This window comes from Streptococcus sp. AS14 (assembly GCF_000286495.1).
Classification (GTDB): Bacteria; Bacillota; Bacilli; order Lactobacillales; family Streptococcaceae; genus Streptococcus; species Streptococcus sanguinis_P.
Genome location: NZ_ALKI01000001.1, coordinates 72,748 through 90,999 on the forward strand (window position 1 = coordinate 72,748; position 18,252 = coordinate 90,999).

General features: G+C 44.7%; 15 protein-coding genes and 1 other RNA gene. 13 read left to right on the forward strand and 3 right to left on the reverse strand.

Going from position 1 to position 18,252, the window contains the following annotated elements:
- Positions 1-62: 62 nt before the first annotated feature.
- Both pbp1a and recU read right to left on the reverse strand, forming a co-directional pair.
- On the reverse strand, positions 63-2,201 hold the full coding sequence (pbp1a, locus tag HMPREF1150_RS10645; protein ID WP_009659029.1) for a penicillin-binding protein PBP1A: 2,139 nt from the start codon (positions 2,199-2,201) through the stop codon (positions 63-65).
- Positions 2,194-2,796 carry a Holliday junction resolvase RecU gene (recU, locus tag HMPREF1150_RS10640; protein WP_009659046.1) on the reverse strand — a complete coding sequence of 201 codons (603 nt, stop codon included), beginning with the start codon at positions 2,794-2,796 and terminating at the stop codon, positions 2,194-2,196. Before recU ends, pbp1a begins: the two co-directional genes overlap by 8 nt.
- A gap of 67 nt (positions 2,797-2,863) precedes the next feature.
- On the opposite strand from recU, the gene HMPREF1150_RS10635 reads away from it, so the two are divergent.
- From HMPREF1150_RS10635 to HMPREF1150_RS10620, 5 genes are all read left to right on the forward strand, one after another.
- Positions 2,864-3,391: a DUF1273 domain-containing protein gene (locus HMPREF1150_RS10635; protein WP_009659061.1), complete on the forward strand. Its 528-nt coding sequence runs from the start codon at positions 2,864-2,866 to the stop codon at positions 3,389-3,391.
- Positions 3,392-3,462: 71 nt separating this feature from the next.
- On the forward strand, positions 3,463-3,825 hold the full coding sequence (gene gpsB / locus HMPREF1150_RS10630; protein ID WP_009659012.1) for a cell division regulator GpsB: 363 nt from the start codon (positions 3,463-3,465) through the stop codon (positions 3,823-3,825).
- Between the two features lie 21 nt (positions 3,826-3,846).
- An RNA gene (gene rnpB, locus HMPREF1150_RS11445) (RNase P RNA component class B) lies at positions 3,847-4,214 on the forward strand.
- A 285-nt stretch (positions 4,215-4,499) separates the two neighbouring features.
- Complete coding sequence (locus HMPREF1150_RS10625) at positions 4,500-5,654, forward strand: class I SAM-dependent RNA methyltransferase (RefSeq protein WP_032905333.1); 1,155 nt, start codon at positions 4,500-4,502, stop codon at positions 5,652-5,654.
- Between the two features lie 12 nt (positions 5,655-5,666).
- Positions 5,667-7,133, forward strand: a complete 1,467-nt coding sequence (locus tag HMPREF1150_RS10620; RefSeq protein WP_009659052.1) for a cell division site-positioning protein MapZ family protein — start codon at positions 5,667-5,669, stop codon at positions 7,131-7,133.
- A 103-nt stretch (positions 7,134-7,236) separates the two neighbouring features.
- Here HMPREF1150_RS10620 and HMPREF1150_RS10615 read toward each other — a convergent pair whose 3' ends face one another.
- Positions 7,237-7,719: an S-ribosylhomocysteine lyase gene (locus HMPREF1150_RS10615; RefSeq protein WP_002893508.1), complete on the reverse strand. Its 483-nt coding sequence runs from the start codon at positions 7,717-7,719 to the stop codon at positions 7,237-7,239.
- 365 nt (positions 7,720-8,084) lie between these two features.
- Between HMPREF1150_RS10615 and HMPREF1150_RS10610 the strand changes: the two genes are divergently transcribed.
- The 8 genes from HMPREF1150_RS10610 to pknB all read left to right on the forward strand — a co-directional run bounded on the left by HMPREF1150_RS10610 (position 8,085) and on the right by pknB (position 18,233).
- Positions 8,085-9,698: a ribonuclease Y gene (locus HMPREF1150_RS10610; RefSeq protein ID WP_009659039.1), complete on the forward strand. Its 1,614-nt coding sequence runs from the start codon at positions 8,085-8,087 to the stop codon at positions 9,696-9,698.
- Between the two features lie 186 nt (positions 9,699-9,884).
- The gene (gmk, locus tag HMPREF1150_RS10605; RefSeq protein ID WP_002893505.1) at positions 9,885-10,517 is read left to right on the forward strand and encodes a guanylate kinase; all 633 of its coding nucleotides are present in this window, start codon (positions 9,885-9,887) and stop codon (positions 10,515-10,517) included.
- Between the two features lie 25 nt (positions 10,518-10,542).
- Positions 10,543-10,857, forward strand: a complete 315-nt coding sequence (gene rpoZ / locus HMPREF1150_RS10600) for a DNA-directed RNA polymerase subunit omega (protein WP_002893503.1) — start codon at positions 10,543-10,545, stop codon at positions 10,855-10,857.
- Between the two features lie 60 nt (positions 10,858-10,917).
- Positions 10,918-13,305 carry a primosomal protein N' gene (locus HMPREF1150_RS10595; protein ID WP_009659059.1) on the forward strand — a complete coding sequence of 796 codons (2,388 nt, stop codon included), beginning with the start codon at positions 10,918-10,920 and terminating at the stop codon, positions 13,303-13,305.
- A gap of 83 nt (positions 13,306-13,388) precedes the next feature.
- Entirely contained in the window at positions 13,389-14,324 is a 936-nt protein-coding gene (fmt, locus tag HMPREF1150_RS10590) for a methionyl-tRNA formyltransferase (RefSeq protein ID WP_032905334.1), read from the forward strand.
- A complete protein-coding gene (rsmB, locus tag HMPREF1150_RS10585; protein WP_009659069.1) occupies positions 14,314-15,630 on the forward strand; it encodes a 16S rRNA (cytosine(967)-C(5))-methyltransferase RsmB in 1,317 nt (438 codons plus the stop codon). The genes fmt and rsmB overlap by 11 nt, the downstream gene beginning before the upstream one ends.
- A gap of 18 nt (positions 15,631-15,648) precedes the next feature.
- Positions 15,649-16,389, forward strand: coding sequence for a Stp1/IreP family PP2C-type Ser/Thr phosphatase (locus tag HMPREF1150_RS10580; protein ID WP_009659003.1), 741 nt, complete (start codon positions 15,649-15,651; stop codon positions 16,387-16,389).
- A complete protein-coding gene (gene pknB, locus HMPREF1150_RS10575) occupies positions 16,386-18,233 on the forward strand; it encodes a Stk1 family PASTA domain-containing Ser/Thr kinase (protein WP_009659016.1) in 1,848 nt (615 codons plus the stop codon). Before HMPREF1150_RS10580 ends, pknB begins: the two co-directional genes overlap by 4 nt.
- The last annotated feature ends 19 nt before the right edge of the window (positions 18,234-18,252 follow it).

An 18,252-nucleotide genomic window follows, 5' to 3' on the forward strand; every position in this document is an offset into this window, starting at 1 on the left:
TAAGAAAAGAGTAAGAATTTTTCATTCTTACTCTTTTAGTTTGTATTTTAATCTTCGTCACTCTAGTCATCTCCACCGTTACCGGAAGATGAGTCGTTGTGGTTAGAAGAGCTATTGTTTGAATCACCAGAATGCTCACTGGAAGCTGATGTGTCAGAGCTAGCTTCTGTACTGTAACTGCTATAGCTAGAATAGTTATAGTACTGCTGGTTATTGTAGTAACGGTTATAGCCAGTACCACTGTTGAGGTAGACATAAGAGCCACTGCGGTAGAGACCATCTGGCATTTCCCAATCTTCTGAAGCAGAGCCATCTTGAGCTAGGTAAAGCATCATTTCGCGGTAGACATCTGTTGCTACCTTAATCCCATCATCAAGGATTGGTGTCAGGCGGTTAGAGTAGCCAGTCCAAACAGCCATGGAATACTTAGGCGTGTAACCAACGAAGAGCTCGTCTGGTGTGACAATGCTAGAGTAGTAGTAAGGCTTGGTCAGCTTGGCTAATTCATCATCAGCATAGTTGGAGGTTCCGGTCTTACCGGCCTGATAAACCCCAGAGATAGCAGCGTTTGTACCTGAACCAGACTGCAAGACTGTTTTCATCATATCGGTCATCATGTAGGCTGTCGTTTCCTTCATAGCCTTGGAACCATTGTTGGAGAAGGTCTTCTCTGTTCCGTCACTGAAGACGACGCGATTGACATACTGAGGTTTGTAGTAAGTACCGCCATTGGCAAAAGCAGCATAGGCAGCAGCCATTTTTTCACTGCTGGCTCCGTACTCGTTGCCGGATTTGCTGGTATTACTTGAAATGGCATTAACATAGAACATTTCAGGATAGTTAATCCCAATACGATTTAGGAACTTGAGGGACTCATCCAAACCAACGGCTTCCAGCGTTTTCACGGCAGGAACGTTCCGGGATTCCTGAATAGCGTATTGAATCGTCATCCCGCCGTAGTATTTCTTATCCCAGTTATAGACTGGTGTGCTGGAATACGGGAAGTTATATGGAGCATCCGTGATAGGAGCAGCAGTTGAAGTATAGACTTCATTTTCAAGAGCTGGAGCATAATCGGTGATTGGCTTCATTGATGAACCGAAGTCGCGGTTGGTTTCAACAGCTTGGTTGGTACCAAAGGATACGTTGGTAGATTGGTTACGAGAACCGAGCTGGGCAATGACTTTACCAGTTTGCACATCCATAACGGTGGACGCAACCTGCATTTCGTCATCTGGATAAGCTACATAGTCTCCTGTGTTGTAAATATCCCAGAGTTTCTTTTGGGCATCAGTGTTGACATTTGTATAGACTTCCATACCAGTTGTCAGGACATTGTAGCCAGTCTCTTCTTCTACTTGTTCAATTACTTCCTTAAGATAATTATCCATGTAAGCAGGATAACTAGTAGAAGCTTTCAAACTTTGAAGTCCGTCGGTTACAGGTGTGTTTTTGGCTTGCTCATACTGTTCATCTGTGATGTATTTGAGATCATGCATTTCTCGAAGTACCAGATTACGGCGATTGGTTGCAGCCTCTGGATGGGTGTAAGGGTCGTATTGGTTAGGTGCCTGAGGCATACCTGCCAGCAGAGCCGTTTGGTGTAAGCTTAAATCTTTTAGATCCTTGCCATAGTAACTTCGGGCTGCTGTCTGCATACCGTAGTTACTATTAGACATGTAGACTTTATTGACATAATAGGTCAAGATTTGCTGCTTGGTCGCTTTACGCTCAAGCTGAGCGGCCAGCCAAGCTTCTTGGATTTTACGTGAAAGGGTCGCGTCCGAAGAAGAGGTTGAGAAATAGGACAGCTTAATCAATTGCTGGGTCAGAGTTGATCCCCCTTGGCGACCTCCGCGGATGTTGCTAACAAGGGCACCTGCAATCCGAATAAAGTCTACCCCGCGGTGATTGAAGAAGCGATGGTCTTCAATGGCGACAATGGCGTTGACCAAATCCGTAGGAATTTCACTTGTTTCAGCATTGACCCGCTTTTCAGCGCCTAGGTCTGCAATCAAATTGTTATTGCTGTCAAAAATCTTACTGGATGTGGTCGCGATTAGGTCTTTTTCAGAAAGCTTAGGAGCCTTGACCGCATAGTAGGTAAATACTAAACAGCCAATCACGAATCCAATCATAAGCAGGGTTATAAGTGCACTTGCAAGATATTTCAAAGCCTGCATAAGAGTTTGTTTATTCATTTATAATACCACCTAGTAGTTTTTGTTCGATAATTTCAAGATAAGGGATGCTAGGAAGCTGCTGCATTTCAATCGGATAACCATGCTCTTGAATGTAGGTTAAGGGCATGGACTTTCCTCCCTTGTCGATCTTGTAAAACTCAATTAAATAAGAAGCGGGAAGTAGGTAAGTCTTCCTTAAGCTGGAAAAATGCAGTAAGACAAAACAGATGCCCTTTTGCTCAAGGACTGCCTCCATATGCTCAATCTGATGCGAATGAAAATTTTTCATGGGCATCGATTTTTTCTGTCGGGTTTCCTTGGCTTCAAAGTCAATATAATGGCCCTTGTAGACACCAGAATAGTCTGTTGTGGAAGCTTGCCGAAAGTAAGCCTCTACAATCTTGGCTCGGCTGCGGTGCGGATAATCAACCTTGACAATCTGAATGGGGGTGGGCTTTTTATGGATGACAGCGAGTCCTCTGCTTAGATAGTAGTTGTTGGATTCATTGATCATCTTTTCAAAAGACATCCCACGATTGGCAAAGTTAATCATGCCGGAAACTGGCCTATTGATACTGCTTTTTGCCTTTAGCTTATGCGGATAGTTGACCATAAAACTCCTTATTGGTACAATAGCATCACTCTATTATACCACAAAAAACTTTTTTAAGGGAGAATAAATGACCAGTCTACTAATAACAGGCTACAAAGCCTTTGAAATCGGCGTTTCGACGGAAAAAGATATGAGAATAAATATCATAAAAGAAGCCGCTAAGAGGGATTTAATCCGTTTTTTGGAAGAAGGAGTAGATTGGCTAGTTTTTATGGGCAATCTGGGCTTCGAGTCTTGGGTTTTGGATCTAGCTAATGAATTGAAAAAAGACTATGAATTTCAGACGGCAACCATCTTTCTCTTTGAGAATCAAGGTGAAAATTGGAATGAAGCCAATCAAGCCAAATTAGCTGCTTTTAAGCAAACCGATTTCGTCAAGTATGCTTATCCGAACTACCAAAATCCTAGTCAATTTCGTGATTACAATCAATTCGTCATTCAAAATACAGACGGAGCCTACTTGTTTTACGATGAAGAACAGGAGACAAAATTGAAATATCTTTACCAAGAAATGAAAAAACAAGAACAGTATTTTATCAAAAAATTAACATTTGATGACCTAAATGAAGTGGCCGAAAATTTTTCGGGAAATTAGATAATAAATCTTGATTTTTATAGTGCATTTTGTTTATAATTGAATATGATAAACTAGATTGGAGAGAGAAGATGGCAAGTATTATTTTTACAGCAAAAGATATTTTTGATCAGGATTTTAAACGTGAAGTACGTGGCTATAGTAAGTCCGAAGTGGATGAGTTTTTGGACGATATTATCAAGGATTATGAGACTTATGCAGCCTTGGTCAAGGAGCTGCGTGAGGAAAATCGCCGTCTCAAGGAAGAGTTGGTTGCGAAGCCGGTTGAAAAAGCAACGGTTCAGCCGACTCAGCCTGTCCAATCAACACAAGCTACTCAGTCGACTGTGGAAAGCTTCCCTCAGATGACTTCTGCGACTAACTTTGATATCTTGAAGCGCTTGAACCGTCTTGAAAAGGAAGTATTTGGGAAACAAATTTTGGATCGTGAATAATGGTTCTTATAGAACAGTGCAATTTTTGGATAATCGCGTGGAAATTTTAGATTTTCATGAGGAAAGTCCATGCTAGCACTGGCTGTGATGCCGGTAGTGTTTGTGCTAGGCGAAGAAATAAGCCTAGGGACGGATTTTTCCGTTACGGCGACTGAAAGGGCTAAGTCTTTGGATATGTCTGATTAGGTCTGAAAGTGCCACAGTGACGTAGTTCTTTTGGAAACAGAAGAAGTGGAACGCGGTAAACCCCTCAAGCTAGCAACCCAAACTTTGGTCGGGGCATGGAATGCGTGGAAACGAACATTGCATTCTGACTGGAAACAGTAGACAGATGATTATCGAAGGAAATGGTACCTAGTCATTTCCGGAACAAAACATGGCTTACAGAAAATTGCATATAGGCTGAGGCTAGGACGTCAAGTCCTGTCCTCTTTAAATTTTATAATAGAATAGCAAGAGAGTGGCTGAGCGCTCTATTCTCTGCCAAGTTCAACTAGCTGTTGCTTCATTTGTCTGATGGATATTTCAAGGAATGAGCTAGCTGACAAATGGCAGCGAAACCTTCTCAGCCCAAAATTTAAAAAGGGAGAGTGAGGAAAATCGATGTGACGAAATCACGATTTTTGTCTCACTCCCTTTGTTTGTATAGATTGGAATCCATTAAAAAAGCCAATATGAAAGAAAAATTTAATTTAATTGCGACCGCAGCGGCAGGGCTAGAAGCTGTCGTCGGCCGTGAAATCAGAGAGCTGGGGCTTGATTGTCAGGTTGAAAACGGTCGGGTTCGCTTCGAGGGTGATGTCAGTACCATTATTCAGACCAATCTCTGGTTGCGCGCGGCCGATCGGATTAAGATTGTAGTTGGCAGTTTTCCAGCCAAGACTTTCGAAGAGCTCTTTCAGGGAGTTTTTGCTCTGGATTGGGAGAATTATATACCGCTAGGAGCTAAATTTCCTATTGCCAAGGCCAAATGTGTCAAGTCAAAACTTCACAATGAGCCTAGCGTTCAGGCTATTTCTAAAAAGGCGGTTGTCAAGAAGCTGCAGAAGCATTATGCACGTCCGGAAGGGGTTCCTTTGCAGGAAAATGGAGCTGAGTTTAGGATAGAGGTTTCTATTCTAAAAGATGTAGCGACGGTCATGATTGATACAACAGGGTCTAGCCTCTTCAAACGTGGCTATCGTGTCGATAAAGGCGGTGCACCGATTAAGGAAAATATGGCAGCGGCCATTTTACTCCTGTCCAATTGGTATCCAGATAAGCCTTTGATAGACCCGACTTGCGGCTCTGGTACTTTTTGTATCGAGGCTGCTATGATCGGGATGAAGATGGCGCCGGGACTCCATCGTTCCTTCGCTTTTGAAGACTGGAATTGGGTGGATAAAGACTTGGTAGCACAGGCTCGCTCAACTGCACTCAGTCAGATTGATCAGACCATTCAGCTGGATATTTCTGGCTCGGATATCGATGGCCGTATGGTAGAACTAGCTCGAAAAAACGCTGAGCAAGCAGGAGTTGCAGAGCAGATTCACTTCAAGCAGATGCGTCTGCAGGATTTGCATACAGATAAGATTAGTGGTGTGATTATCTCTAATCCGCCGTATGGGGAGCGCCTCCTAGATGATGAGACTGTGACTCGTCTTTATCAGGAAATGGGAGAAACCTTTGCTCCGCTCAAAACCTGGAGCAAGTTTATCCTGACTAGCGATGAAGCGTTTGAAAGCAAATACGGCAGTCAGGCCGATAAAAAACGCAAACTTTATAATGGTACTTTAAAAGTTGATTTATATCAGTATTTTGGCCAGCGGGTCAAACGTCAGTTAGATTAGAAAGGATTTGCCGTGACGAAAGAAGAAAACTACTCACCGGAAGAAGAAAAGAAAGAGTCTGTCCTTGATTTTGAAGAGGCCAAGGAAATGACAGTCGGACAAGCCACTCGTAAGAAAGAGGAGCTGGAAGCCGGTGTGAATGAAAGCGATAATGTGCTGGATAAGTATATCAAGCAGCACCGTCAGGAAATCGAAGCTGGAAAATTTGAAACCCAGAAAATCAGAAAACTGCAGGAGCAGGAAGCAGCTCAGGCTGAGCAAGCCTTTTCTGATTTGACCGACTTCATCAAAGAAAGACGGCAAGAGGTTGAAAGTGAACAGGAGATTCCAACAACTCAGTCGACAGCCACCGAGACTGCAAGTGAGCCAGAAGCAGTTCCAACCCCCTTAACCCCCTTAGGTTCTCGCAGTCAACGCTCAGAGCAGGAAGATGCGGTTCCTGCTGCTCCCGTTCAAAAGACATCTTACGGTCCTATTCCAGAACCACTTGATGAGAAGGAATTACAGGTTCCTAAGACACCTTTCTACAAGAAAAAAGCTTTCCTTTATCCAGTTTTAGGACTTTTCGGGATTGTTGTAGCGGGCACAGGGCTTTACTTTGCTCTGGGGCATAATTGGGGGCACAAGACCGTTACAAGCTCCAGCTCTTCAACATCGCAGTCCAGCAAAAAGAGTTCGTCTTCCTCTAGCTCTGATAATACTGCCAAGGATCTGAAGTCCTTTAATGATGAGTATGCTGCATTTTTCACAGATAGCAATCAGACAGCTGTCAAAAACAGTAAATTCGGCGACTTGGAAAAATTAAAAACCTTACTTGAAAAGCTAAAAGGCAGCAAAGACTATGATGCAGCCAAGAGCAAGTATGATTCCTTAGTCAAGCAGATTTCGGCTATTCAAAGTGTCAATTCGCAGTTTGATGGTGGAGCGATCACTGACGGTGTCTTGAACAAGGATGCCAAGGCTAATACAAATGCGACCTTCTCAGATGTATCAAGTGGCAATGCTAAATTAGATGAAGTTCTAAAGGCAGCGATTGCCCAAGGACGTAGCCAACAGGTGCCAACACCAGCTCCTGCTACTGATCAGGGAGGCACTGGTGCGGGTACAAGTGGCAGTTCAAGCGCATCTGCTTCTGGTTCAGGAGCTTCCAGCTCATACTCTGGTTATGGTCTTCCTAGCAATGGAGTAAATCTGCAGAGAGATCTCAGTCGTGTCCCTTATAACCAAGCAGCTATTGATGACGTCAACAATCCAGCTTGGACATTCAATCCGGGTGTTCTGGAGAAGATTTTGCAAACTTCTCGTGAGCGCGGCTACATTTCTGGAGACAACTATATTCTGGAACGCGTCAATATTATTAAAGGAAACGGCTACTATAATCTCTTCAAGCCAGACGGCACCTACCTCTTCAGTATCAACTGTAAGACTGGCTACTTCGTCGGAAATGGACCAGGTCATGCTGACTTACTTGATTTCTAGTCATCTTTGAACATTTCTTCAGCAGCTGACTTTTCTAGTTTGTTGATGGATTTCATTATACATGCACAAAAAAAGTTCTCGATTTCGAGAACTTTTTATTGTTTTAAATCACATGGCGTTCAAAGGCATCATCTGAGATTCCTTGGCTGAGAATAAGTTTAGCCCATTCTTTGGCTGAGAAGAGGCTGTGATCCTTGTAGTTTCCGCAGGATTCAATGGTTGTTCCAGGGACATCTTCCCAGCTAGTTGACTCAGCGATTTCTTCCAGACAGGATTTGATGACCTGAGCAATCTGGCTGGAGCTGTGTTGGCCCCACATAATCATGTGAAAACCGGTGCGGCAGCCAAAAGGCGAGCAGTCAATCATACCATCAATGCGCTTGCGAATCAACATGGCCAGCAAATGCTCGATGGTATGTAGACCGGCTGTCGGGATTGAATCTTCGTTAGGCTGAACCAAGCGGATATCAAAATTGGAAATGATGTCGCCTTTAGGGCCAGTTTCTTCTCCGATAAGGCGGACATAAGGCGCTTTGACAATGGTGTGATCCAGCTCAAAGCTTTCGACGATAACTTCTTTAGACATGGTTTCTCCTTTACAATGTAGTGAGTGCGAGAAGGTTTTTCTAGTGAGATCAAGCCATAAGTTTGTCTTGTTAGGTAAGAAAAAGCCCGTCTCATTGACACCTTTTCTTCTCTGATTATAGCATAAAAAATTTTTATTTGGGAATAAAGTTTGCGTCTTAAAGGAATGAAAAATTTGAACAATCTTGCTTATCTCTTGAAAAAAGTTTTGGTACTCAGGCTTCTACAAACTTTGATGATTTTGTCGGTGAAAATTGGACAAAAGCTTTCTTGAATTTCAAAAAATAGGTTTGTGAATTTTTTAGATTTGTGATAGAATAGTATGGAATTTTGAATTCAACAATTAAATAGATTTGGAGTAAAAACATGGACCTATTTCCTATAATTATGTCTGTTTTTGCTGCCATCATTGGTTTAGTGATTGGATATGTAAGTGTCTCAGCTAAGATGAAATCATCTAAAGAAGCTGCAGAGCTTACTCTTTTAAATGCTGAACAAGAAGCAACCAATTTACGCGGACAGGCTGAACGCGAAGCTGATTTGATTATCAAAGAAGCCAAGCGGGAAACAAGTTCGCTTAAAAAAGAAGCACTTTTGGAGGCAAAAGAAGAAGCCAGAAAATATCGTGAACAAGTTGATGCAGAATTTAAGTCTGAACGTCAAGAGTTGAAACAAATCGAAAGCCGCTTAACAGAGCGTGCTTCGACCCTTGACCGCAAAGACGATAATTTAAGCAACAAAGAAAAGGCTTTGGAGCAAAAAGAACAAAGTCTCTCAGATAAATCTAAACACATTGATGCGCGTGAAGAACAAGTAGCGGAACTTGAAAAGCAGAAGGCAGCAGAGCTGGAGCGAGTTGCTTCGCTATCGCAGACAGAAGCGCGTGATATTATTTTGACGCAGACCGAAGACAAGCTTTCTAAAGAGATTGCGACTAGGATTCGGGATGCGGAGCAAGATATCAAAGAGCGGTCTGACAAGGTTGCGAAGAATATCTTGGTCCAAGCCATGCAGCGTATTGCCGGTGATTATGTCGCTGAGCAAACCAATTCAACGGTGCATCTGCCAGATGACAGTATGAAGGGTCGGATTATTGGCCGTGAAGGTCGCAATATCCGAACTTTTGAAAGTCTGACTGGTATTGATGTCATCATTGATGATACGCCTGAAGTGGTTACTCTCTCAGGTTTTGATCCGATTCGTCGCGAAATTGCTCGTATGACCATGGAAGCACTCTTGAAAGACGGCCGTATTCACCCAGCTCGCATCGAGGAGTTGGTTGAGAAGAACCGTCTGGAAATTGACAATCGTATCCGTGAGTACGGGGAAGCCGCAGCTTATGAAATCGGAGCTCCTAACCTGCATCCTGATTTGATGAAAATCATGGGGCGCTTGCAGTTCCGAACTTCTTATGGTCAGAACGTCCTTCGACACTCTATTGAGGTGGCCAAGCTTTCCGGTATCATCGCTGCTGAGTTGGGTGAAAATGCTAATTTAGCCCGCCGTGCTGGATTCCTCCATGATATTGGCAAGTCTATTGACCGTGAGGTTGAAGGCAGCCATGTGGAAATCGGGACAGAACTGGCTCGTAAGTACAAGGAGCATCCAATCGTTGTTAATACGATTGCCAGCCACCACGGAGATGTGGAAGCAGAAAGTGTCATTGCCGTTATCGTAGCTGCCGCAGACGCCCTCAGTGCCGCTCGGCCAGGTGCCCGCAGTGAATCTCTGGAAAGCTATATCAAGCGTCTCCAAGATTTGGAAGAAATCGCTAATAGTTTCAAGGGTGTCAAGAACAGCTTTGCTTTACAAGCCGGCCGGGAAATCCGGATTATGGTTCAGCCGGACAAGATTAAGGATGACAAGATTACGATTTTGGCTCACGATGTTCGTGAAAAGATCGAAAACAACTTGGAATATCCGGGCAATATCAAGGTAACGGTTATCCGTGAGATGCGGGCCGTTGACTACGCAAAATAAAGAAAAAATGCAGTCTGTTAACAGATTGCTTTTTTCTTGAATGTTCTGCCGGTCTATTTGGTTTTCCGTATGATTGCTTGCTTATTTTTCTATTTTCTCAAAACTCTAGACACATACATTTCTTCCTATCCTCTTGAAATATCAGTCTAATTTTGTTACACTAGATAGAAAGACTGTGAAGGAGACATGATGACGGAACGAGGCTTACTAATCGTCTTTTCTGGTCCCTCTGGTGTAGGAAAAGGGACTGTTAGACGAGAAATTTTTGAAAGCACTGATAATCAATTTCAGTACTCGGTATCCATGACGACTCGTCCTCAACGTCCAGGCGAAGTGGATGGAGTTGACTATTTCTTCCGCACTCGCGAGGAGTTTGAAGAGTTGATTCGTCAGGGACAGATGCTGGAGTATGCAGAGTATGTAGGAAACTACTATGGGACGCCTCTGACTTATGTCAATGAAACGCTGGATAAAGGTATCGATGTCTTCCTAGAGATTGAAGTTCAGGGAGCTTTGCAAGTCAAGAAAAAAGTTCCAGATGCCGTCTTTATTTTTTTGACTCCTCCAGACTTAGAAGAACTCAAAGACCGCTTGGTCGGCCGTGGGACAGACAGTGCTGAGATTATCGCTCAGCGCATTGAAAAGGCCAAAGAAGAAATTGCCCTCATGCGCGAGTATGATTATGCCATTGTCAATGATCAGGTGCCGCTAGCTGCCGACCGTGTCAAGCGCGTGATTGAAGCAGAGCATTTCCGAGTAGACCGTGTTATCGGCCGTTATCAGGACATGCTTCCAAAAAATGAAACGATTATTCGATAGAAAGTTAGAAATTAGGTAGAAAATTATGATGTTAAAACCGTCTATTGACACTTTGCTGGACAAGGTTCCGTCAAAATATTCCTTGGTTATTTTAGAAGCTAAGCGTGCGCATGAGCTTGAAGCTGGAGCTCCCGCTACGCAGGAATTCAAGTCTGTCAAATCCACTCTTCGTGCTTTGGAAGAAATTGAATCCGGCAATGTCGTTATCCATCCAGATCCAGAAGGCAAGCGCGAGGCAGTTCGCCGTCGGGCAGAAGAAGAGCGTCTGCGTAAAGAAGAAGAAGAACGCAAGATTAAAGAGCAAATCGCTAAAGAAAAAGAAGAAGGTGAGAAGATTTAAGGTTGGGGATGCTCAATCTTATTTTTTCTGTAATGACGTTTAGGAAAGTGGGGTGAGAATATGAAGGTGGCAAAGATTATTGTGGATGTTCCTCTGATGCAGACGGACAAGCCCTATAGTTATGCTATTCCAGAAGAGTTTGCAGGAGTGCTGACAGCTGGCATGCGAGTCCATGTCCCTTTTGGGCAGGGAAATCGCCTGATTCAGGGGATTGTGGTCGGCTTTGATGAGACGGGAGGCCAAGAAGAGCTGAAGGAAATTGCGGAAGTCCTTGATTTCAGGCCAGTGCTAAACCAGGAACAGCTCTGGTTGGCGGATGAGCTGCGCAAGTCAGTCTTTTCTTATAAGATTACCCTTTTAAAGGCCATGCTGCCTAGTCTTCTCAACTCCAGCTATGATAAACTACTCTATCCGACGGAGCTGCTGAATGATGAGGAGCGTTCAGCTATCTTTGGTCAGGAGGACAGTCTTCGCTTTTCTGATTTGGACAAGAAAAGTCAGGCCAAGCTGATGCGACTGACCCAGACTGGCCGCATTCGACTGGAGTATCAGGCGACGGACAAGAAGCATATTAAGACTGAGAAATGGTATCGGGTCAATCATGCCGCTCTGCAAAATCATGACCTTCCCCGACAAGCCAAGAAAAAACAAGAATTAAAAGAAGTGCTGCTCAGCCAGCAGGACAGTCGGCTCTTGGCTGATTTGCGAGAAAACTTTTCGCGCGATGTTATCAATTACTTTATCAAAGAAAACCTAATTAGCATTGAAGATAGAGAAGTTAGCCGTTCTGCTGCTTATTTCCAAAAGGAGCGTCAGCAGCAAAGTCTGACCTTAAACGATGAACAAGCCGCAGCGGTTGCGGCAATCACTCAGAAAATTGGTCAGAGTCATTCTCAGCCAGTCCTCTTAGAAGGGGTCACAGGCAGTGGGAAGACCGAAGTTTACCTACAGGTCATCGCAGAGGCACTGGACCAAGGCAAGACCGCTATCATGCTGGTTCCAGAGATTTCTCTGACTCCGCAGGTAACCGATCGCTTTATTTCTAGGTTTGGCGACCAAGTTGCAATTTTGCATTCAGGTCTGTCTGACGGTGAGAAATATGATGAATGGCGCAAGGTGGAGCGAGGAGCTGCCCAGGTTGTTGTCGGCGCGCGTTCAGCTATTTTTGCTCCCTTGACAAATATTGGAGCCATCATCATTGATGAAGAGCATGAATCTTCCTACAAGCAGGATTCTAATCCTCGCTATCATGCCAGAGAGGTGGCTCTCCTGCGAGCTCAGTACAATCAAGCTGTCTTAGTGCTGGGTTCGGCGACTCCGAGTTTGGAGAGCCGTGCCCGAGCAAGCCGTGGTGTCTATGATTTTCAGCTGCTCAGTAAGCGTGCAAATCCGCTGGCGCAGATTCCTCAAGTGGAAGTGGTGGATTTTCGAAATTATATCGGACAGCATGAGGCCAGTAATTTCACCCCGGTCCTGCTAGAGGCTATTCAAGATCGTCTGGATAAGGGAGAGCAAACGGTTCTTATGCTTAATAGGCGGGGGTATTCCAGCTTTGTCATGTGTCGGGAATGTGGGACAGTTGATAGCTGTCCTAACTGTGATATTTCTCTAACCCTGCATATGGACACTAAGACCATGAACTGCCATTACTGTGGCTTTACTAAGAACATTCCTCAGTCTTGTCCTAACTGTGCCAGTCGTAGCATTCGCTATTATGGTACAGGGACGCAGAAAGCTTATGATGAGTTGGTTCAGCTCTTTCCACAGGCTCGCATTTTGAGGATGGATGTAGATACGACACGTAAGAAAGGCAGCCATGAAGCCATTTTAGAAAGCTTTGGCCAGGGGCAGGCGGATATTCTCTTAGGAACCCAGATGATTGCCAAGGGACTAGATTTTCCAAACGTGACGCTGGTTGGTGTTCTCAATGCAGACACAGCTCTTAATCTGCCGGACTTTCGCTCTTCAGAGCGAACCTTCCAGCTGCTAACTCAGGTGGCTGGCCGGGCTGGTCGGGCTGAAAAGGCTGGTCAGGTCTTTATCCAGTCCTACAATCCTCATCATTATGCTATTGAATTTGCCAAGCAGCAGGATTACGAGGGCTTTTATGCTTATGAAATGGGAATCCGCCGGCAGCTGGGCTATCCGCCTTATTACTTTACGGTCGGTCTAACCCTGTCCCACAAGGACGAAGAGACAGCAGTGCGAAAAGCCTATGAGGTTATGGATATTCTGCGGAGCGGTCTGTCAGAAAAAGTGCAAATCCTAGGTCCAACGCCGAAGCCGATTGCCCGTACCCACAATCTCTATCATTATCAGATTTTGCTCAAATATCGCTTTGAAGACAAGCTGCAGGCGACACTAAATCAAGTCTTGGACTGGACACAGAATCGGAACAATAAAGATTTACGCTTGACAATTGATAATGAACCACAAAATTTTATGTAAAGCTTTTTAGCCGAGATTAAGGTTGTTGTAGGCGACTTCTGATATAATAAGGGAATGAACAAAGAAGGAATCAATAGTTGAAAATGATGAAAATAATATTTATGGGAACGCCGGACTTCTCAGCGACTGTCCTAAAAGGACTGCTGGACAGCGGTCAATACGAAGTATTAGCAGTGGTGACGCAGCCGGACCGGGCCGTCGGCCGTAAAAGAGAGATCCGCATGACTCCGGTAAAAGAGCTGGCCTTGGAATACAAGCTACCGGTTTATCAACCGGAAAAACTGGCTCAAAGCTCGGATTTAGAGGAGTTGATGAACTTAGAAGCAGATGGTATTGTCACAGCTGCTTTTGGGCAGTTTTTGCCTAGCCGCTTACTAGACAGTGTTGACTTTGCGGTGAATGTTCATGCCTCCTTGCTGCCTAAATACCGAGGTGGTGCGCCTATTCACTACGCTTTGATCAACGGCGATGAGCAAGCGGGTGTTACGATTATGGAAATGGTCAAGGAAATGGATGCTGGAGACATGATAGCCAGCAAGGCGACGCCGATTGAAGAGACTGACAATGTTGGAACTCTCTTTGAAAAATTGGCCCTTATCGGCCGGGACCTGTTATTGGATGTTCTGCCAGCTTATAGGGCAGGGCAGATTATACCTCAGCCGCAGGATCCTAGCCAGGTCACTTTCTCTCCGAATATCAGCTCAGAAGAAGAGCGGATAGACTGGAGCAAAACAAACCGCCAAATTTTCAATCAAATTCGTGGCATGTATCCTTGGCCGGTAGCTCATACCTTGCTGCAAGGGCAGCGCTTTAAGATTTACGAAGCAGAAATGGCGACTGGCGACGGTAAGCCTGGACAGATATTGTCTATTAGTAAAAAAGAACTGGTGGTCGCAGCTGGTCAGGGAGCTCTCTCGCTGAAGACGGTTCAGCCTGCTGGTAAGCCCAAGATGGCTATCGTTGATTTTTTGAATGGACTGGGCCGCAGCCTGTCCGTAGGAGATACTTTTGGAAAGTAAGCAAAAAACGGCCCGTTGGCAGGCCTTGGAAATTTTGGAAGAAGTTTTTGAAGAAGGAGCCTATTCCAATATCGCCTTAAACCGAGCTCTGAGTCAAAGTCCGCTGAGTCAAGCAGATAAAGGTCTGGTAACAGAGCTGGTTTACGGCACAGTTGCTCGGAAAATCACTCTGGAATGGTATCTTTCCCATCTGATTGAGGATAGGGACAAATTAGATAACTGGCTCTACATTCTGCTTATGCTCAGTCTGTACCAGATGCTCTATCTGGACAAAATCCCTCAGCATGCAGCTGTTCATGAGGCTGTTGAAATTGCGAAAATCCGTAAGCGCGGCAGCGAAAAATTTGTCAATGCCTTGTTACGTAGGGTTGAGCGTGAGGGTGTAGCTGATTTTAAAACAATCAAGCGCAAAAATAAGCGCTATTCGATCCAGTATTCTCTGCCGGTCTGGTTGGTAAAAGCCCTGATAGAAGAGTATGGCGAAGAAAGAGCTTTAGCTATCTTTGCCAGTCTCTTTGTTCGCAGCAAGGCTAGTATTCGCGTGACAGATATGTCGCGCAAGGCAGAGCTTCGCCAGCTTTTAGGGGCTGAGGACTCACTCTTATCTCCGTCAGCCTTGGTTAAGAAACAGGGGCATTTTGCTGGGCATCAGCTCTTTGAAAGCGGAGCGATTACGATTCAGGATGAGTCTAGCCAGCTTGTGGCTCCGACTCTGGCCATCGAAGGAGAGGAGCAGATTCTGGATGCCTGCAGTGCACCGGGCGGCAAGACTGTTCACATGGCTTCCTATCTGACAAGCGGTCACATTATAGCCTTGGACCTCTACGATCATAAGTTAGAGCTCGTAGAAGAAAATGCAGAACGGCTGGGCCTGGCTGATAAAATCACTACTAAAAAGCTAGACGCGACCAAGGTGTTTGAGACTTTTGGCCCAGATGCTTTCGATAAAATTCTGGTGGACGCTCCTTGCTCTGGTATTGGCTTAATTCGCCGCAAACCAGATATAAAATATAATAAAGAAAATGCTGATTTTGAGAATTTACAAAAAATTCAGCTGGATATACTAGACAGCGTTTGTCAAAGTCTACGTAAAGGTGGTATAATAGCTTATAGTACTTGCACGATTATGGCCAAAGAGAATTTTGAGGTTGTTGAGAAATTTCTGGCCAGTCATCCGAACTTTGAGCAAGTCTTATTAGACCATGAAAGAAAAGATATCGTCAAAGACGGCTGTATCTTGATTACGCCGGAATTATATGAAAGCGACGGATTTTTTATCAGTCAATTTAGGAAGATATCGGAATAAGAGGAGGAAACTGACAGTATGGAAATTTCATTATTAACAGATGTTGGTCAAAAGCGTACAAATAACCAAGATTATGCCAATCTTTTTGTGAATCGGGCGGGCAAGACCCTGATCATCTTGGCAGATGGTATGGGCGGTCACAGAGCTGGAAACATTGCCAGCGAAATGGCTGTGACAGACTTAGGAGCTGCCTGGGTTGATACACAGATTGATTCGGTGAATCAGGTGCGTGAATGGTTTGCGGAGCACTTGGAAGAGGAAAATCAGCGCATCCATAACTTTGGACAAGATGAAGAATACAAGGGTATGGGCACGACTTTGGAAGCCTTGGCTATCATTGATAATCAAGCCATCTATGCCCATATTGGCGATTCTCGTATCGGCTTGATTCGCGGTGATGAATACCGTCAGCTGACTAATGATCACTCGCTTGTTAATGCTTTGTTGAAAGCTGGACAGATCACTCCAGAAGAAGCAGAGCGTCATCCGCAGAAGAATATCATTACCCAGTCTATTGGTCAAAAAGACGAAGTACAGCCTGACTATGGCATGATTACCTTGGAAGATGGTGACTACCTTCTGCTCAACAGTGACGGTCTGACCAATATGATTTCAGACAGTGAAATTTGTGACATTGTCACCAGCGATATCAGCCTGTCTGAAAAAACACAAACCTTAATTCGCTTTGCCAACAATGCTGGAGGGCTGGATAACATCACAGTTGCTCTGGTTCGCTTTGACAAGGAGGATAAGGCATGATTCAAATCGGCAAAATCTTTGCCGGGCGATATAAAATCATCAAGCAGATTGGCCGTGGAGGCATGGCAGATGTCTATCTGGCCAAGGACTTGATTTTGGATGGTGAAGAAGTTGCGGTAAAGGTTCTTAGGACCAATTACCAGACAGATCCTATCGCTGTCGCACGTTTCCAGCGGGAAGCTAAGGCGATGGCTGACTTGGACCATCCGCACATCGTTCGGATCACTGATATTGGGGAAGAAGACGGTCAGCAATATCTGGCTATGGAATACGTGGCGGGTCTTGACCTCAAGCGCTATATCAAAGAGAATTCTCCGATTTCAAATGAAGAAGCAGTCAGAATCATGGGACAAATCTTGCTGGCGATGCGCTTAGCGCATACACGAGGTATTGTCCATCGTGACCTGAAACCACAAAATGTCCTCTTGACCCCAGATGGTAATGCCAAGGTAACAGACTTTGGAATTGCGGTGGCCTTTGCGGAGACAAGTCTGACTCAGACTAACTCAATGCTAGGCTCGGTTCATTATCTATCGCCTGAGCAGGCACGTGGCTCTAAAGCAACTGTTCAGAGTGATATTTATGCAATGGGGATTATTTTTTATGAGATGCTGACTGGTCACATTCCTTATGATGGGGATAGTGCCGTTACGATTGCCCTGCAGCATTTCCAAAAGCCGCTGCCATCCATCATTTCTGAAAATCCTAATGTGCCTCAGGCCTTGGAAAATGTTGTCATTAAGGCAACAGCTAAAAAACTGACGGATCGTTATCAGTCAGTTGCAGAGATGTATGTTGACTTGTCCAGCAGCTTATCCTATGAGCGCCGCAATGAAAAGAAATTAGTCTTTGATGATGTTGCGAAAGCAGACACCAAGACCTTGCCAAAAATCTCACCTGTACCTCAGCCGGTAGTTCCACCTGTTAAGTCAACACCGCCTAAAGCGGAAGCGGATGAAGTTAAGGAAGAGACAGCTGATGCGGTTAAGAAAGTTCCAAAGAAACGTCGCTTGAGAACGCGTTACAAGGTACTTTTCTTTGCAGTCCTATTGGTTTTGGCGGCTTTTGTTGTCCTTCTTTATAATAGCCCATCCAATACCAGCGTGCCAGATGTTTCTGGTCAGACTGTGGCAGAGGCTCGCTCCGCTATCGAATCTAAGAAGCTGGTTGTCGGAGAGGAAAAGGAAGAATACAGCGACAATGTCGAATCTGGCAAAGTCATTAAAACCGATCCACAGGCCAACAGTCAGCGCCGCGAGGGCAGCAAGATTGACCTGATTATTTCCAAGGGACCCAAGACCTTTGTAATGGAAGATTATGTCGGACAAGCAAAATCAGCTGTGGTTGAAAATCTGAAAACAAACTATAATGTTTCTGAGAAATTGATTGAGATTGTTGAGGAAGAATCGGACGAGTACGAGCCAGGTCAGGTGATTCGCCAGTCACCGGCAGCTGGTTCGACCTATGATTTGACTTCTAATCATAAGATCAAGCTGACAGTGGCCAAAGAAGTAACTAGTGTGTCCATGCCTGACTTTGGCAGCATGCAGTATACCTACGCTAATGCACGTTCTTACTTGATTCAAATGGGAATTTCTTCTTCCCGAATTGAGCGAGTTGTTGACCGTTCGGTCACTTCGACTCAGGCTGACTTGGTAACTTCCCAGTCACCAGCAGCAGGCCAGACAATCGACCTCAAGTCAAATGAAAAAATCACTCTTTACGTGACAGAAGCAACGACACCATCGTCATCTAGCTCGTCATCATCATCTAGCAGTTCAAAGAGCAGTTCATCGTCCGATGATGAAAGTCATTCTAGTAGCTCTAGTTCTTCAGAACATTGATGAAACTAGGCCATCCTTT

What these genes read in the sequence shown, in the direction of transcription:
- pbp1a (WP_009659029.1), bottom strand. Translation starts at nt 2,201, where the DNA reads ATGAATAAACAAACTCTTATGCAGGCTTTGAAATATCTTGCAAGTGCA.
- recU (WP_009659046.1), bottom strand. Translation starts at nt 2,796, where the DNA reads ATGGTCAACTATCCGCATAAGCTAAAGGCAAAAAGCAGTATCAATAGG.
- HMPREF1150_RS10635 (WP_009659061.1), top strand. Translation starts at nt 2,864, where the DNA reads ATGACCAGTCTACTAATAACAGGCTACAAAGCCTTTGAAATCGGCGTT.
- gpsB (WP_009659012.1), top strand. Translation starts at nt 3,463, where the DNA reads ATGGCAAGTATTATTTTTACAGCAAAAGATATTTTTGATCAGGATTTT.
- HMPREF1150_RS10625 (WP_032905333.1), top strand. Translation starts at nt 4,500, where the DNA reads ATGAAAGAAAAATTTAATTTAATTGCGACCGCAGCGGCAGGGCTAGAA.
- HMPREF1150_RS10615 (WP_002893508.1), bottom strand. Translation starts at nt 7,719, where the DNA reads ATGTCTAAAGAAGTTATCGTCGAAAGCTTTGAGCTGGATCACACCATT.
- HMPREF1150_RS10610 (WP_009659039.1), top strand. Translation starts at nt 8,085, where the DNA reads ATGGACCTATTTCCTATAATTATGTCTGTTTTTGCTGCCATCATTGGT.
- gmk (WP_002893505.1), top strand. Translation starts at nt 9,885, where the DNA reads ATGATGACGGAACGAGGCTTACTAATCGTCTTTTCTGGTCCCTCTGGT.
- rpoZ (WP_002893503.1), top strand. Translation starts at nt 10,543, where the DNA reads ATGATGTTAAAACCGTCTATTGACACTTTGCTGGACAAGGTTCCGTCA.
- HMPREF1150_RS10595 (WP_009659059.1), top strand. Translation starts at nt 10,918, where the DNA reads ATGAAGGTGGCAAAGATTATTGTGGATGTTCCTCTGATGCAGACGGAC.
- fmt (WP_032905334.1), top strand. Translation starts at nt 13,389, where the DNA reads ATGATGAAAATAATATTTATGGGAACGCCGGACTTCTCAGCGACTGTC.
- HMPREF1150_RS10580 (WP_009659003.1), top strand. Translation starts at nt 15,649, where the DNA reads ATGGAAATTTCATTATTAACAGATGTTGGTCAAAAGCGTACAAATAAC.
- pknB (WP_009659016.1), top strand. Translation starts at nt 16,386, where the DNA reads ATGATTCAAATCGGCAAAATCTTTGCCGGGCGATATAAAATCATCAAG.